The organism is Klenkia terrae (assembly GCF_037083865.1).
Classification (GTDB): Bacteria; Actinomycetota; Actinomycetes; order Mycobacteriales; family Geodermatophilaceae; genus Klenkia; species Klenkia terrae.
The window spans coordinates 20,336-35,055 of sequence record NZ_JBAPLV010000034.1; the positions used below are offsets into that span (position 1 = coordinate 20,336).

General features: G+C 75.2%; 16 protein-coding genes and 1 pseudogene. 8 read left to right on the forward strand and 9 right to left on the reverse strand.

Annotated features, from left to right (window positions below):
• Positions 1 to 38 precede the first annotated feature (38 nt).
• The 3 genes from UXQ13_RS21310 to UXQ13_RS21320 all read left to right on the forward strand — a co-directional run bounded on the left by UXQ13_RS21310 (position 39) and on the right by UXQ13_RS21320 (position 2,157).
• A complete protein-coding gene (locus tag UXQ13_RS21310; protein ID WP_263639398.1) occupies positions 39 to 866 on the forward strand; it encodes an aggregation-promoting factor C-terminal-like domain-containing protein in 828 nt (275 codons plus the stop codon).
• A gap of 36 nt (positions 867 to 902) precedes the next feature.
• Entirely contained in the window at positions 903 to 1,457 is a 555-nt protein-coding gene (locus UXQ13_RS21315; protein WP_225235498.1) for a type 1 glutamine amidotransferase domain-containing protein, read from the forward strand.
• Positions 1,458 to 1,557: 100 nt separating this feature from the next.
• Complete coding sequence (locus UXQ13_RS21320) at positions 1,558 to 2,157, forward strand: YceI family protein (RefSeq protein WP_225235499.1); 600 nt, start codon at positions 1,558 to 1,560, stop codon at positions 2,155 to 2,157.
• A 91-nt stretch (positions 2,158 to 2,248) separates the two neighbouring features.
• Here UXQ13_RS21320 and UXQ13_RS21325 read toward each other — a convergent pair whose 3' ends face one another.
• The 3 genes from UXQ13_RS21325 to UXQ13_RS21335 all read right to left on the reverse strand — a co-directional run bounded on the left by UXQ13_RS21325 (position 2,249) and on the right by UXQ13_RS21335 (position 5,403).
• Positions 2,249 to 3,391, reverse strand: coding sequence for an acyl-CoA dehydrogenase family protein (locus UXQ13_RS21325; RefSeq protein ID WP_225235500.1), 1,143 nt, complete (start codon positions 3,389 to 3,391; stop codon positions 2,249 to 2,251).
• Positions 3,392 to 3,397: 6 nt separating this feature from the next.
• Positions 3,398 to 4,576, reverse strand: coding sequence for an acyl-CoA dehydrogenase family protein (locus UXQ13_RS21330; protein ID WP_225235501.1), 1,179 nt, complete (start codon positions 4,574 to 4,576; stop codon positions 3,398 to 3,400).
• Positions 4,577 to 4,659: 83 nt separating this feature from the next.
• A complete protein-coding gene (locus UXQ13_RS21335) occupies positions 4,660 to 5,403 on the reverse strand; it encodes an SDR family NAD(P)-dependent oxidoreductase (protein ID WP_225235502.1) in 744 nt (247 codons plus the stop codon).
• Between the two features lie 105 nt (positions 5,404 to 5,508).
• Between UXQ13_RS21335 and UXQ13_RS21340 the strand changes: the two genes are divergently transcribed.
• From UXQ13_RS21340 to UXQ13_RS21355, 4 genes are all read left to right on the forward strand, one after another.
• Positions 5,509 to 7,620, forward strand: coding sequence for a putative bifunctional diguanylate cyclase/phosphodiesterase (locus UXQ13_RS21340; RefSeq protein ID WP_225235503.1), 2,112 nt, complete (start codon positions 5,509 to 5,511; stop codon positions 7,618 to 7,620).
• Positions 7,617 to 8,504 carry an HDOD domain-containing protein gene (locus tag UXQ13_RS21345; RefSeq protein ID WP_225235504.1) on the forward strand — a complete coding sequence of 296 codons (888 nt, stop codon included), beginning with the start codon at positions 7,617 to 7,619 and terminating at the stop codon, positions 8,502 to 8,504. The genes UXQ13_RS21340 and UXQ13_RS21345 overlap by 4 nt, the downstream gene beginning before the upstream one ends.
• 52 nt (positions 8,505 to 8,556) lie before the next feature.
• Complete coding sequence (locus UXQ13_RS21350; RefSeq protein WP_225235505.1) at positions 8,557 to 9,372, forward strand: hypothetical protein; 816 nt, start codon at positions 8,557 to 8,559, stop codon at positions 9,370 to 9,372.
• An 82-nt stretch (positions 9,373 to 9,454) separates the two neighbouring features.
• Complete coding sequence (locus UXQ13_RS21355) at positions 9,455 to 9,934, forward strand: pyridoxamine 5'-phosphate oxidase family protein (protein ID WP_225235506.1); 480 nt, start codon at positions 9,455 to 9,457, stop codon at positions 9,932 to 9,934.
• 49 nt (positions 9,935 to 9,983) lie between these two features.
• On the opposite strand, the gene UXQ13_RS21360 is transcribed toward UXQ13_RS21355, so the two are convergent.
• From UXQ13_RS21360 to UXQ13_RS21385, 6 genes and pseudogenes are all read right to left on the reverse strand, one after another.
• Positions 9,984 to 11,189 (reverse strand): MFS transporter, encoded by a 1,206-nt coding sequence (locus UXQ13_RS21360; protein WP_225235507.1) that lies wholly within the window; start codon positions 11,187 to 11,189, stop codon positions 9,984 to 9,986.
• A gap of 70 nt (positions 11,190 to 11,259) precedes the next feature.
• A complete protein-coding gene (pdxY, locus tag UXQ13_RS21365; protein WP_225235508.1) occupies positions 11,260 to 12,123 on the reverse strand; it encodes a pyridoxal kinase PdxY in 864 nt (287 codons plus the stop codon).
• Positions 12,124 to 12,138: 15 nt separating this feature from the next.
• On the reverse strand, positions 12,139 to 12,582 hold the full coding sequence (locus UXQ13_RS21370) for a class F sortase (protein ID WP_225236099.1): 444 nt from the start codon (positions 12,580 to 12,582) through the stop codon (positions 12,139 to 12,141).
• A gap of 136 nt (positions 12,583 to 12,718) precedes the next feature.
• A pseudogene (locus UXQ13_RS23720) lies at positions 12,719 to 12,952 on the reverse strand (CHRD domain-containing protein); the annotation flags it as partial.
• 7 nt (positions 12,953 to 12,959) lie between these two features.
• Positions 12,960 to 13,616, reverse strand: a complete 657-nt coding sequence (locus tag UXQ13_RS21380) for a zf-HC2 domain-containing protein (protein WP_225235509.1) — start codon at positions 13,614 to 13,616, stop codon at positions 12,960 to 12,962.
• Positions 13,613 to 14,170, reverse strand: coding sequence for a sigma-70 family RNA polymerase sigma factor (locus UXQ13_RS21385; RefSeq protein ID WP_225235510.1), 558 nt, complete (start codon positions 14,168 to 14,170; stop codon positions 13,613 to 13,615). Before UXQ13_RS21385 ends, UXQ13_RS21380 begins: the two co-directional genes overlap by 4 nt.
• A gap of 130 nt (positions 14,171 to 14,300) precedes the next feature.
• Here UXQ13_RS21385 and UXQ13_RS21390 point away from each other — a divergent pair, with 130 nt between their 5' ends.
• Positions 14,301 to 14,606 carry a hypothetical protein gene (locus tag UXQ13_RS21390; RefSeq protein WP_225235511.1) on the forward strand — a complete coding sequence of 102 codons (306 nt, stop codon included), beginning with the start codon at positions 14,301 to 14,303 and terminating at the stop codon, positions 14,604 to 14,606.
• Positions 14,607 to 14,720 lie beyond the last annotated feature (114 nt).

Sequence of the window (14,720 nt, forward strand, 5' to 3'; positions counted from 1 at the left end):
GTCCGTGCACCCGGAAGACGAGGACCAGCCCCGCCCGCATGAGCGCACGCCATTCCGCACGACCCGCCGGCCGCGACGGCCAGCAGCCCCTCCTCCGCGTCGGCACCATCACCGCCGAGTTCGAGGTGGTCCGCTCCGCCGAGGAGACGGTCGCCGCCGTCGCCCGCGGACGCCACCGCCTGGCCCCGGTCCGCCGTCCGGCGGTGTACCTGGCCGCGGCCGCCGCCGGCGCCGTCCTGGTCAACGTCCTGGTGGGCGGTGGACCCGCCGCCGAGGCCGACACCACGACCGAGCCCGCCGCGCAGGCCGTCAGCGTGGCCCAGCAGCTGGGCATCACCGCACCGGCCGACAGCACCGAGGCGGCCACCGAGCTGTCCGGGCACCTGCAGGAGCTGGCCGCCAGCCGCGCGCAGCGCGAGACCGACGAGGCCACCGCCGCCCAGGTGCAGGCCGCCGCCGACCAGGCCGCCGCCGACGCGCAGGCCGCCGCGGCCGCGCAGGCCGCCGCCGAGGCCGCGGCCGCCGCCCAGGCGCAGGCCGCCGCCGACGCCGAGGCCGCCGCGGAGAACGCCACCACGTCGGACTTCCACGACTACGCCCTCGCCCAGCTGGACGGCGACGCGAGCCAGTTCTCCTGCCTGCAGAACCTGTGGGGCCGGGAGTCGGGCTGGAACCCCGACGCGCAGAACCCCACCTCCACCGCCTACGGCATCCCGCAGTTCCTGAACTCCACCTGGGCCGGCACCGGGATCGCCAAGACCTCCAACGGGTTCCGGCAGATCGACGCCGGGCTGATCTACCTGGAGGAGCGCTACGGCTCGCCGTGCGGCGGCTGGGCGCAGTCGGAGGCCGTCGGCTGGTACTGAGTTTCCGCCCCCGGGGGCTCGGGGAACCGGGTCCCCATGGCTGAACTCACCGGCAAGACCATCGCGCTGCTCGCCGCCAAGGGCGTCGAGTCGATCGAGCTCGAGGAGCCCCGCAAGGCCGTCGAGGCCGCCGGGGCGACCGTGCACCTGCTGTCGGTGCCCGACGGGGTCGAGGACGGCCGCGTGCAGGGCGTGGACGGCGACATCCACCCCGGGGCGACCTACCAGGTCGACCACCTGGTGGCCGACGTGTCCGCGGCCGACTACGACGGGCTGCTGCTGCCCGGCGGCGCGGTCAACCCCGACACCCTGCGGCAGGACCAGGGCGCGCTGGCCTTCGTCTCGGCGTTCTTCGACGCCGGCAAGCCGGTGGCCGCGATCTGCCACGCGCCCTGGACGCTGCTGGAGGCCGGGGTGCTGGAGGGCCGCACGCTGACCTCCTACCCGAGCATCCGCGGCGACCTCCGCCGGGGCGGCGCGACGGTGGTCGACGAGGAGGTCTGCCGGGACGGCAACCTGGTCACCAGCCGGAACCCCGACGACGTCCCGGCCTTCTCGCGGGCCGCCGTGGAGCTGTTCGCCGGCGCCTGACGGACGGCTGACCAGGGGTCGCGCGGGCCCCGGCTGTGCACGACCGAGGTGCACCCGTCAGACTTGCAGGGTTTGCAACCCCCTGGGAGGACGGTCCACCGTGGCCAAGCACCGCGCCAGCCAGACCGGCGAGACCGATTTCGACGACGCCACCACGGCGCTGGCCGACGTGTCCGGCGAGTACGCCGTTGACCTCGCGCACACCCGGATCGGCTTCCGGGCCCGGCACGCGATGGTGACCACGGTGCGCGGCACCTTCACCGAGTTCGAGGGCAGCGCGCACCTGGACACCGCCGACCCCACGGCCAGCCGGGTCGAGCTGCGGATCGACGCCGGCAGCCTGGACACCGGTCAGGCCGACCGGGACGCCCACCTGCGGTCGGCGGACTTCCTCGACGTCGAGCAGTTCCCCGAGATCACCTTCGTGTCCACCGGGGTCGAGCAGACCGACGACGACGAGTACACCGTCACCGGCGACGTGACGATCAAGGGCCAGACCCGCTCGGTGGCCGTGGACTTCACGCTCACCGGCAGCGCGCTGGACCCCTTCGGCAACACCCGGGTCGGCTTCGAGGGCGCCCTGGCGCTCAAGCGCAGCGAGTGGGGCCTGGTCTGGAACGCCGCGCTGGAGACCGGCGGCGTCCTGGTCAGCGACAAGGTCCAGCTCGAGTTCGACGTCTCGATCATCAAGCAGGCCTGAGCACGTCACCGTACCGCCCAGCAAGGGAGCCCTTGCGCAACGGATCCGTCGAGGACGTTGCGCAAGGGCTCCCTTGCTCGTGCAGCAGGGGTTACGGCAGGGCTTCGACGGTCCCCGCGTCGATCCGCTCCGCCAGCCGGCCGGTCGCCCAGGCGCCGTCGCCGAGCAGGTGGTCGATGGCGGTCAGCCGCGAGGTGTAGTGCCCCACGGAGTACTCGGCGGTGACGCCGATCCCGCCGTGCAGCTGGATGGCCTCCTTGCCGATGTGCCGGCCGGCCTTCGACGTCTGCAGCCGGGCCCGGTCGGCGGCGGCGAGCACGGCCTCGGGGGAGGACCCCTCGGCGTCGAGCACCATCGTCGCCCACAGCGCGATGCTGCGGACCAGCTCCAGGGACACGTACATGTCCGCGGCGCGGAAGGTGAGCGCCTGGAACTTGCTCAGCGGGACGCCGAACTGCTTGCGCGTCTTGAGGTACTCGCTGGTGGTGGTCAGCGCGGTCTGCATCGCACCGACCGCCTCGTGCGCGTAGGCCACGGTGGCCCGGGCGAGGGCCAGCTCGACGTCGGCGGTGCGGTCGGCCGTGCCCTCGCCGAGCAGCTCCGCGGGGGTGCCGTCGAGGGTCACCCGGGCGGCCCGGGTGCCGTCGTGGGTGCGGTAGCCCGTGCGGGTCAGCCCGGCGGCGTCGGCGCGGACGACGAACAGCGCCGTCCCGCCCTCGACCGCCGCGGACACCACGAGGACGTCGGCGCGGGCACCCGAGGGCACCGGCTCCTTGACCCCGGTGAGGGTCCAGCCGTCGGCGCCCTGGGCGGCGGTGACGCCGGTGGCGGTGGGGGTCCAGCGGCTGCCCGGCTCGGCGTGGGCGAAGACCACCAGCGAGGCGCCCTCGGCCAGCGGGCCGAGCAGCTCGGCGCGCTGCTCCGCGGTGCCGACGGCGGCGACGAGGCCACCGGCCAGCACGACGGACTCGACGAACGGCTCGGGGGCGAGCACCTTGCCGATCTCGGTGGCCACCAGGGCCACCTCGGCCTGGCCGGCGCCCATGCCGCCGTCCTCCTCGGCGAAGGGCAGACCCAGCACGCCCATCTCGGCCAGCTGGGACCAGGTCTTCTCGTCGAAGCCCGGCTCGTCCTTGGTCACGGCCCGGCGCTTCTCCGGGTCGTAGGCCCGCTGCAGCAGCCCGGCGACGGCCTCGCGGAGGGCGTGCTGCTCGGTGTCGAAGGTGAAGTCCATGTCAGATCACAACCCCAGGATCGTGCCGGCGATGATGGTGCGCTGCACCTCGTTGGAGCCTCCGTAGATGGAGACCTTCCGGTAGTTGAGGAACTCCGGGGTGGCCGACCGCGCCCACTCGGGGACGTCGGTGGCCTCGTCGTCGGCGAACGACGCCAGCGACAGCGGGCCGGCGATGTCGACGATCAGCTCGGTCGCGGCCTGCTGCAGCTCCGAGCCGCGCAGCTTCAGCACCGACGACGCCGGGTTCGGCTTGCCGTCGCTGGAGTTGGACACCACCCGCAGGGCGGTGAGCTCCAGGGCCAGCAGCTCGGTCTCGAGCTCGGCGATGCGGGCGCGCATCGAGGGGTCCTCGATCAGCGGGCGGCCACCGGAGGTGATCTGCGTGGCGTGGGCCTTGGCGTCGACCAGCATCCGCTTGGTCGCACCGACCCGGGCGATGCCGACGCGCTCGTTGCCGAGCAGGAACTTGGCGTAGTCCCAGCCGCGGTTCTCCTCGCCGATCAGGTTCTCCGCGGGCACCCGGACGTCCTCGAAGAAGACCTCGTTGACCTCGAAGCCGCCGTCCAGCAGCTCGATCGGGCGCAAGGTCACCCCGGGGGTGTCCATGGGGAAGACCAGCAGCGAGATGCCCCGCTGCTTCTTCTCGGCACCCGGGTCGGTGCGGCAGAGGCAGAAGATCCAGTCGGCGTGCTGGCCCAGCGTGGTCCAGGTCTTCTGGCCGTTGACCACCCAGTCCTCGCCGTCGCGGACGGCGGCGGTGCGCAGGCTGGCCAGGTCCGAGCCGGCGTCGGGCTCGGAGAAGCCCTGGCACCACCAGATGTCGAGGTTGGCGGTCTCGGGCAGGAACCGCTCCTTCTGCTCCTGGTTGCCGAAGGCGGCGATGACCGGCCCGATCATGGAGGCGTTGAACGCCAGGGGCTCGGGGACGGCGGCCAGCTGCATCTCCTCGCGCCAGATGTGGCGCTGCAGCGGCGTCCAGTCCCGGCCACCCCACTCGGCGGGCCAGTGCGGGACGGCGAGGCCGGCAGCGTTGAGGATCTGCTGCACCTCGACGTACTGCTCCTTGGTGACGTCGCGGTGGGCGGCGACGTCGTCCCGGATGGACTGCGGGACCTGCGTGGTGAAGAACGTGCGCATCTCGTCCCGGAACGCCTGGTCCTCGGGCGACAGGTGCAACTGCATGGACGACCCTCTCTCCTCCGGCGGCGACCGTGCCAGCCGTGGCCCCGACGATCCCATACCTACTACTGACCGGTAACCGGGGATCAGTACACGGCCACCCCGGGCGTGCCGCCGCCCACCGCCACCGCGTCGCCGGTGATGGCCACGCTGCGCGGGGAGCAGAGGAACGCCACCACGTCGGCGACCTCCGCGGCCGTGACCAGCCGGCCGATCCGGGTGGCGGCGGGGGCGGCGGCGACGTCGGCCGGCGTGCGCTCGGTGACGGTGCGGCCCGGGTGCACGACGGTCACGTTCACCCCCGACGGCCCCAGCTCCTCGGCCAGGTTCGCCGTCATCGCGGCCACCGCGACGTTGCGGACGGTGCCGACCAGGTTGCCGGTGGCCCGCGCGTTGAGCCCGCTGACGTTGACGATCCGGCCCCAGCCCTGGGCCACCATGTGCGGTGCCGCGGCCCGCGCGGTGCGCAGGTAGCCGAGCACCTTGGTCTCGACCTCGTCGCGCAGGGCGTCGTCGGGCAGGTCGGCCAGCGCCGGGACCGGTGCCGTGGACGCCGGCCGGGCAGCGGCGTTGACCAGGACGTCCACCCCGCCCCACGCCTGCACCACCGCGGCCACCGCGGCCCGCACGGCGGCGTCGTCGGTGGTGTCGGCCGGCACGACCAGCGACTCCCCGGGCAGCTCGGCGGCCACCGCCTCCAGGTCCTCGCGGGACCGGGCCAGCAGCGCGACCCGGGCCCCCTCCTGCGCCAGCCGCACCGCGACGGCCTTCCCGATGCCGCGCCCGGCGCCGGTGACCAGCGCCCGCTTCCCGCTCAGCTGCAGGTCCATGCCGCCACGCTAGGAGCGCCCGGCGGTGCGGGCCACCTCACCCGGGCGGGGGACACCGGTGCCGCCGGGCTCCAGGGGCGCCCGCGGGGTGCCGAGACCGGATCCGTGAGCCTCCCCGTCGTCGTCCCCGCACCCGGGGTGCCCGGGCCGCGGACGACGTCCCCGGCGCGGGTCGGGGCGCTGGACTCGGCCCGGGTCAGCCGGGCGGTCGTGCACGCGGCGTCGGTCCGCGTCGACGTGGCCATCCTGGTCGTCACCGCCGACGGCGACGGCGCGCGGATCCGCTGGGCCAACACCGGGGTGGAGCGACTGCTCGGGTACGCCGCGGCCGACCTGGTGGGCACCACGGTGGAGGCGCTGTTCCCGCGCCCCCCGCTGGGCGGCACCGGGGCCCTGCTGCGCCGCGAGCGCTCGGTCACCCTGGAGCTCCTGGCCCGGGACCGCACCGGCTCGCTGGTCGAGCTGGCCGTCGTCACCACGCCGTCCACCGAGGGCGGGGTCTGGACGGTCTCCGCCCAGCACGCCCGCAGCGACGCCGAGCGCGCGCTGGCCGACTCCGCCGCCGCCCACGAGCGCCGGTTCACCACGCTGACCCAGCGCTCGCCGATGCCGACCCTGCTGTCCGAGCAGGGCCTGCGGCTGGCGCACGTCAACGACGCGTTCTGCCGGCTGACCGGTCGCCAGGCCGAGGAGCTGCTGGGCACCGGCTGGCTGGCCAGCGTGCACCCCGACGACGTCGACGCCGTCGTGGGCCTCGCCGCCGAGGTGCTCGAGGGCGGGTCCGGGGACATCCGGGCCCGGCTGCTGTGCGGCCCGGACGACGAGCGCAGCACGCTCATCCGCTTCTCCCACCTGCACACCCCCGACCTGGGCAGCGGCTTCGTGGCCACCGTCGAGGACGTCACCGAGCGGCTGGCCTTCGAGGCGCAGCTGGCCCACCAGGCCACCCACGACCCGCTCACCGGCCTGCCCAACCGGGCCCGGCTGTCCACCTACGTGGCCGAGCGCTTCCTGCCCGGCACCCGGGACGGCCTGGGCTGCCTGTTCCTCGACATCGACGACTTCAAGGTGGTCAACGACTCCCTCGGGCACGCCGCCGGCGACCAGCTCCTGGTCCAGGTGGCCCGGCGGCTGCGCGCCGCCGTCCGGCCCACGGACCTCGTGGTGCGCTTCGGCGGCGACGAGTTCGTGGTGGTCTGCGAGGACGTCGACGAGGACGACGTCGTCGCGCTGGGCCGGCGGATCTCCGTCGAGCTCGCCCGCCCGGTGCAGCTGGGCGGGGTGGGGGTCAACGTGCGCGTCAGCGTCGGGGTCACCGTGCAGACCCCGGCCCACCTCACCGCCGACGAGCTCGTCCGCGACTGCGACATCGCCATGTACCAGGCCAAGGCCGACGGCAAGGGCCGCGTCTCCGTGCTGGACCAGGCCTCCCGCGAGGAGGCCCGCGACAAGCTGCGGCTGGTCGCCGACCTGCGCGCGGCCATCGACGGCGGCCAGCTGACCCTGGCCTACCAGCCGGTGGTGGCGGCCGCGACGCTCGTGCCGGTCGGCCTGGAGGCCCTGGCCCGCTGGACCCACCCCACCCGGGGCGCGGTCGGGCCCGACGTCTTCGTCCCGCTGGCCGAGGAGAGCGGGCTGGTCGACGCCCTCGGCAGCTACGTCCTGGAGGAGGCCTGCCGGCAGATCGCCGCCTGGGACGCCGAGCTGGGGGTGGCCGCGCCCCGCACCGTGAACGTCAACGTGTCGGCGCTGCAGCTCGACGAGCACCTGCCCTCGCTGGTGGCCACCACCCTGTCCCGGCACGGCGTGGGCGCCGAGCGGATCTGCCTGGAGGTCACCGAGTCCGCGCTCATGCGCAACGCCGACCAGGCCCGCGCCGTGCTCGACCAGCTCCGCGAGCTGGGCGTCACCATCGCCGTCGACGACTTCGGCACCGGCTACTCGTCGCTGGCGCAGCTGCGCCGGCTGCCGGTGGACCGGCTCAAGATCGACCGGTCCTTCGTGGCCGAGCTGTCCGAGGGGCACCCGGAGATCACCGGCGCGATCGTCGCGCTGGCCGCGGGGCTCGGGCTGGACAGCGTGGCGGAGGGGGTCGAGGACGTGGCACAGGTCCGGGCACTGGTCGAGCTGGGCGCGACCCACCTGCAGGGCTTCGGGATCGCCCGCCCGATGACCGGGGCGGCCGCGACCGCCTGGTTCGCCGAGCGTGCCCGGTGACCGCGCCCCTGGTCGCCTCGGACGACGTCGTGCTGGACGACGACGAGGTGGCCGAGCCCGAGGACGGCGTCGACGACGTCCTGCTCCCGGGCGCGACCTTCGACGCCCACGCGGTGCTGGCGAGCATCGACACCATGGCCGCCCAGCGCCCGGTGGCCGCGCAGATCGTGGCCCTCACCCACGCCGACGACGCCGGCGCGAAGGACCTCTCCCGCCTGCTGGCCGCCGACGCGGCCCTCACCGGCCGCGTGCTCAAGCTGGCCAACTCGGCCTACTACGGGCTGCGCGGGCGGGTCTCCTCGCTGCAGTTCGCCGTCACGGTGGTCGGGTTCGCCACGGTCCGGTCGATGGCCACCGTGGCGCTCACCAGCACCGACCAGATGACCCTGCCCGCGGAGCACTGGACCACCAGCACCCACCTGGCCCTGGCCTGCTCGACGCTGGCCCCCCGGATGGGGCACCGCGCCGCGGACGCCCTGTGCATGGGCCTGCTGGCCCAGCTGGGGGCGGCCCTGCTGCACCACCACGACCCGCAGGGCTACGGCGAGCTGACCGCCGCGCACCGGTCGGCCGTCGACCGCCGCGAGGCCGAGGTGGAGCGCTACGGCGTGCACGCCGTCGAGTTGACCGCCGCCGCCATGCGCCAGTGGGGCTTCCCGAGCACCATGGTCGCGCCGCTGGACCAGCTGCACGACCCGACGTCGGTGGACGGCGGGCTGCTGCGCGGGGCCTTCGAGGTCACCGAGCGGCTGGTCGTGAAGGGCCACCGGCCGGTGCCCATCCACCGGCTCACCTGCGACCGGGTGCGCGAGGTGGACGTCGTCCCCGTGCTGACCCAGGTCCGCACCGAGGCCGCCGACCTCCGCCGCGCCCTGGAGGGCTGACCGGCCACGCCCACGACGGGTGCTGGGCGCCGGGCGGGGGGACCATGGAGTCGTGTTCGAGATCGACGAGATGGCCCTGCTGACCCGCGAGGTGCTCCGCGAGCGGGGTGCCGCGCTGATCGCCGAGGCGTGCGCCTGGGCGGTGGGCACCGGCGACCGGCCGCACCGGACGCACCGCCGCGGCCGGCTGGTCACGACCGGGACCACCGTGGGGGTGCGGGCCGAGAACGGGCAGCTGCTGGGCGACGAGGAGGTCGGCCGGCTGGACCTCGCCGACGCCGCACCCGGCACGTTCCGGGACGCGCTGAACATGGCCGACGCCGAGGGCGGCCTGCTGGCCGACCGGTTCGACGTCGAGGTGCTGGAGCCGTTCGTGCTGGCCACCTGCGAGCTGGCCGCCGACCGGCTGCGGGCGGCGCGCCCGGCCGCCTGGGCCGAGCTGGCCGACGACGTGGGCGAGGACGCCGAGGACACCGCCGCGGTGGTGCGGGCGGGGGAGTGGGAGGCGCCGCTGCGGATCGTCGCCGAGCACCTGGTGCTGGCCGGGATCGGCGACACCCCGCTGGCCGTGGTGGAGGCCGAGGGCGTGCCGCTGTCGCTGGTCCGGGCGGCCGAGGCGCTCACCCGGCAGGCCGTCCCGCCGCCCCCGGCCGGGCCCGACGCGCTGGCCGGCGTGCTGTTCCTGGCCCGGGCCGCGGTCGCCGACCTGGGCAGCCCCATCCCGGACACCGCGGTGACCCGGGTGCTCGACGCGTTGCTGGCCGAGGGGCTGGAGCGCGACGAGGTGCTCGCCGTCCTCCCCGACCTGCCGCTGGAGCCGACCGCCGAGGCCGACCTCCGCCGCCTGGCGGAGCGGCTGCCGGACTGACGCTGGGCACATCCGGTTTGCGCTGGACCACGCCGGGCATCGCAGTCCTGGAGATCGAAATCGACTGCGAGGAGCGCGCCTGATGGCCGAGCACGGTGTGGAGAAGGTCCGCGAGCTGGTGGCGGGCGAGAAGATCGCGATGCTGACGACCCTGGGTGCCGACGGTTCCCTGGAGAGCCGTCCGATGTCGCTGCAGGAGACCGAGTTCGACGGCGACCTGTGGTTCTTCGCGGAGGCCGACGGCGGGCCGGCGAAGAGCATCGCGGCCAACCCGAAGGTCAACGTGACGACCGGCTCCCGGTCCAGCTGGGTGTCGATCGCCGGCGAGGGCATCGTCGTCACCGACGTGGCGAAGAAGAAGGAGCTGTGGAACTCCGGCGCCGAGGCCTGGCTGCCGCAGGGGCCCGAGGACGCCTCGGTGGTGCTGATCAAGGTCGACGGCAGCAGCGCCGAGTACTGGGACACCCCCGGTGCGGTGACCACGGCGATCAGCTTCGTCAAGGCCAAGGCCACCGGCGAGCGCACCGACGTCGGCGAGAACGAGAAGGTCGTCCTGCCCTGATCCGGATCGACCGGGCCCGCCGCACGGCGTGCCCGGTCGCCCGGGGCACCTAGCCCGTCGTGGGTCCCGTCGCTCGCCGGGGGAGCACCCAGGCGGCGACGACCGCCGGCAGCGAGAGCAGGGCCAGCGCCAGCAGGGTCGGCGCGGCGCGGCCGCCGGCGACCTCGACGGCCAGCACCAGCACCACCCCGCCGGCGTTGCCGGCCAGCAGCAGCAGGTTGGTGGCCCGGGCCGCGTGGTCGGCGCCCACGTGCAGCTCGGCCCACTCCAGCGCCACCGGCAGGCCGGCCAGCAGCACGAAGCCGACCAGGGGCAGCACCCCCAGCAGCACCCCGACGGTCGCCTCCGCCGGCACCGCCGCGGCGACCGCGAAGCCCACCGCGCTGGTGACCGCCGCGACGAGCAGGACGGTCCGGCGGCGGTCCCGGGCGGCCGCCCAGGCGGGCAGCAGGGCGGCGCCGGCGATCCCGGCGACGGTCATGCCGGCGATCAGCGGGCCGCCGAGACCGGGCCGGTCCAGGTCGTCGAGCACCGGGTCCAGCCAGGTGGCCACCGCGTTGAAGACGCCCACGCCGACGAAGAGCATGACGGCCAGGCCGACCAGCAGCCGGTCCCGGACCAGCCGCCCACCCGCGGGTGCAGCGGCGGAGGCGGGGACGGGCCGGGGAGCCACCCGGCGGACCAGGACGACGAACACCGCGGCGACCACCGCCACCGCCACCGCCTCGGCCCGGAGCAACCCGGCCAGCCCGACCGCGTCGACCACGGGCCCGCCGACCAGGGCGGCGACCAGGATGCCGACGAACTGCGCCGCGCTGGCCGCCGAGATCGCCGCGGTGCGGGCGGTGGGGGCGACGTAGCGGACCGCCAGCAGCGCGGTCGCGCCGAGCACCAGCGGCTGGCCGGCCGAGACCAGCAGCTGGCCGGTCAGGACCACGGGGTAGGAGTCGACCCCGGCGGCGCGGACCACGGCACCGGCGGCGGTCAGCACCGCACCGGCCACCAGCGCCGGGACCAGCCTGCGGTCCAGCCACCGCCCGGCGGGCACCGCCAGCAGCACGAAGACCAGCGGGTTCACCGCGGCCAGGTTGGCGATCGCCCCGGTGCCGACCCCGAGGGCGCGCGCCGACTCGTCGGTCACCGGCGCGAAGGTCAGCCAGAGCACCTGGGTCGCGGCGACCAGCGCGCAGAAGGCCGCGACGAGGGCGCGTGCCCCGGTCGTCGTCCCGGGTGCGGCTGTGCCTGGTGCGGTCATCCCGGGCTCCTCGCCGTCCGGTGGTGCGCTGGGGGTGACCGACCCGGCACCCGTGGTGACAGTCTCCGTCCTACGGTGCCGCGGTCACCTCGGTGACCTCGAAGGTGCGGGTGGGGGAGACGAACTCCTCCTGCGCCGCGACGGTGAGGATCTCCCGGCTGCCGGCCTCGGCGGTCATCCGCAGCAGGCCGAACACCGAGGACGCCGCGGCACCCAGCGCGCGGGCGGCCGAGCCGGTGGACATCCAGTGCGCCAGGAACAGCGCGGCGATAGCGTCGCCGGCACCGTTGACCGACACCCCCAGCTCGGGGGTGCGGACCCGCCACGCCCGGCCGCCCTCGGCGGCGAGCAGGTCCACCGCGTCGTCCGGGGTGTCCTCGACGTCCAGGCTGGTCACCAGGACGACGCGCGGGCCGGTGGCCTGCAGCGCGGCGACGGCGTCCAGCACCTGGGGCAGCGTGGTCGTCGTCCGGCCGGTGAGCAGGTCGAGCTCGAAGTGGTTGGGGGTGACGACGTCGGCGACGGGGACGGCGACGTCCCGCATGAACTCGGCGATGCCCGGCCGGACGAACACCCCGCGCCCGACGTCGCCGATCACCGGGTCGCAGCAGTAGACGGCGGCCGGGTTGGCCGCCCGGACCCGGGCCACGGTGCCGACGACGGCGTGCCCGATGTCGGCGGACCCGAGGTAGCCCGAGAGCACTGCGTCGCAGCTGCCCAGCACGCCGCGCGCGGCGATGCCCTCGACCACCTCGTCGACGGCCTGGCCGTCGAAGACCCGGCCGGTCCAGGAGCCGTAGCCGGTGTGGTTGGAGAACTGGACGGTGTGCACCGGCCAGACCTCGTGGCCCAGCCGCTGCAGGGGGAAGACCGCGGAGGCGTTGCCGACGTGCCCGTAGGCCACGTGGGACTGGATCGAGAGGACGTTCGCCACGGCGGGGGACCCTACTCAGCCGGTCCGGACCGCCGTCACCACCAGGTTGTCGGTGTAGCTGCGGGCGCCGGCGTCGAAGCTCCCGGTGCAGGTGATCAGCCGGAGGACGTCGTCGGCCGTCGCGCCGAACACCGCGGCGGTCGGGAAGGTGTCCTCGGCGACCTGCTCGGTGCCGGTGACCGTGTAGGTGGCCACCGAGCCGTCGGCGACCGTGAGGTCCACGGTGTCCCCGGCCGCCAGGTCGCGCAGCACGTAGGACACCGCGGGGCCGGCGGTGGAGTCGACGTGGCCCATCAGCACCGTCGGTCCGCGGGCGCCGGGCCGGCCGCCGGGGGTGAACCAACCGACGTCGTCGAAGTCCACCGGCACCTCGGCGGTGCCGTCGTCGGCCACGCCGAGCCCGACGAGGTCCTGCGCGATGCCCAGCGCCGGGATAGACAGCCCGGTGGGGGCGGGCACAGCGGCCGGTGGACGACGAGGTGGACGCCGCCGTCCCGCCGGCGCCGGTCTCGACGCCGCCGACCGGGGACTCCACCAGCTGGCCGCGGACCGCGCCGGCGGCGAAGGCGCTGGTGCGGGTGTCGGTGGAGAACGCCGAGGGGTTCGTCTCGATCTGGTCGAGGGTGAAGCCCTGCCCGGTGTCGGTGCCCTGCGGGGCGAGCCGGGTGGTGAAGGGCCGGCAGCCGGAGCTCACCAGGGTGCCGGTGCCGTCGTCCTCCGGGTCGGGCAGCGCGATCCGCGGCGGGCCGGCCTGCCCGACGGAGGCCTCGTGGATGTGCGTCGCGGTCTTGTCCGGGGACTGGTAGGCGGGTGACCCCGGTGCGTCCACCGCCGCCTCAGAGATCCGAGGTGACCACCACGGCGCCGCTGCTGTCGAGCACCTGAAACCCGATGGCGTCCTCGCGGAGCACGGAGCTGTTGAGGTTGCAGTCCAGCTGGGCCGGGCCGACGCCGAGGAACTCCCCGGCCGGCACCGTGCCGCCGTCGTCCTCGGTGACCTGCACCCGGTACACCTCGCCGGCGGTGAAGCCCGCGCCGTGCAGCCGCACCTCCATGCCCCAGGTGTGCGGGACGACGTCGGCGGTCGCGGCGACGTCGGGCGCGGTCACCTGGACGGCGACCGCCTCCAGCGGGGGCGCGTCCGGCACCGGGCGCACCAGCCAGCCCACCCCGAAGGCCGCCGCGGCGATCCCGACCGCGGCGACCGCGGGGGCCCAGCGACGTCGGCCGGGGCGAGCCTGCCCGGTGGCCTGCTCGGCCGCGATGCCCGCCAGCACCCGGTCGCCCAGCCCGGGCGGCGGAGCCGGCACCTCGTCGAGCCGGTCGGGGTCGACGTCGGCCAGCCGGGCGCGCAGCGGGACCAGGGCGGCCAGCTCGGCCCGGCACGCGGCACAGCCGTCCAGGTGGGCCCGGACCGCTGCCCGCTCGTCGGCGGTGCCGTGGCCCAGTGCGTAGACCCCGAGCTGCTCGCGCAGCTCCCGGTGCTCGTTCACGGCTCCACCCCCATCTCCTCCATCGCCAACCGCAGTGCCTTCAACCCGTAGAAGACCCGGCTGCGCAGTGTGCCCACCGGGATGCCCAGCTCCGCGGCCACCTCGGCGTGCGGGCGGCCGCGCAGGTGGGTCTGCACGATCGCTGCCCGGTGGTCGGCCCCGAGCCGGCCCAGCGCCTCCTCGACCACCCAGGCGTCCACCAGCCGCTCGTCCAGCTCGACCTCGACCGGGACCTCGGCGCCGGCGTCGTCGGTGAGCTGCCGCTGCCACGGCCGGACGGCGAACCGGCGGGTCTCGTCGACCACCACGTTGCGGGCGATGGCGAACAACCAGGTCCGCAGGCTCGCCAGCTGGGGGTCGTAGGAGTCCGCGGCGCGCCAGGCCCGCAGGAACACCTCCTGGACGACGTCCTGCGCGGCGCCCTCGTCGCCGAGCTGGCGCAGCGCCAGTCGGTACAGCTCGGCCCCGTGCGCGGCGTAGGCGGCCCGGGCGTCGAAGGTCTCCACCGGCTCGTCGACCGACCGCAGCCGTCGTGTCCGCACCCGACCGACCATGCCCTGCCTCCTCCCGTGGACGTCCCCGTGGGGGATACGGCTGCCGCGGCGCCGGCGTTCACCCCCGCTGCTACCGGATGGCGGTCACAGGGTGGTCACGATCCGGCCGTGTGCTACCGATAGTGCGGGCATGAGCGCTCACGCAGCCTCCGTCGGACACCCCGGGCGATGCCCGCACTGGTCCGACCCCGCGCACCAGGCCGCGATCACGGCGGCGTACGACTCCCTGTGCGAGGCCCTGACCGGGCCGGTCGCCACCCTCCGCCTCGTCGGCGCACGGTCGCCGCTGGTGCCCCCGGCCCACCGGGTCCGCGAGCTGGGCCGGCTGGCGAAGGCCAGCCAGCTGCCCGCCCGCGCGGCCCTGCTGCGCTGGGGAGCACTGCCGCCGGCCGTGCGGCACGACCTCCTCGACGCCTGGTTCGGCCGCGCCGCCTGACGGCCCTGTCGCAGGGCCCCACGGCGTGCGGAGCACGTCGTGGGGGGCGACAGGGTCCTTCTAGGTGTTGCTCGTCATGACGTTGGTGACGCCGGCGTGGAGGCGTGAGGCGGG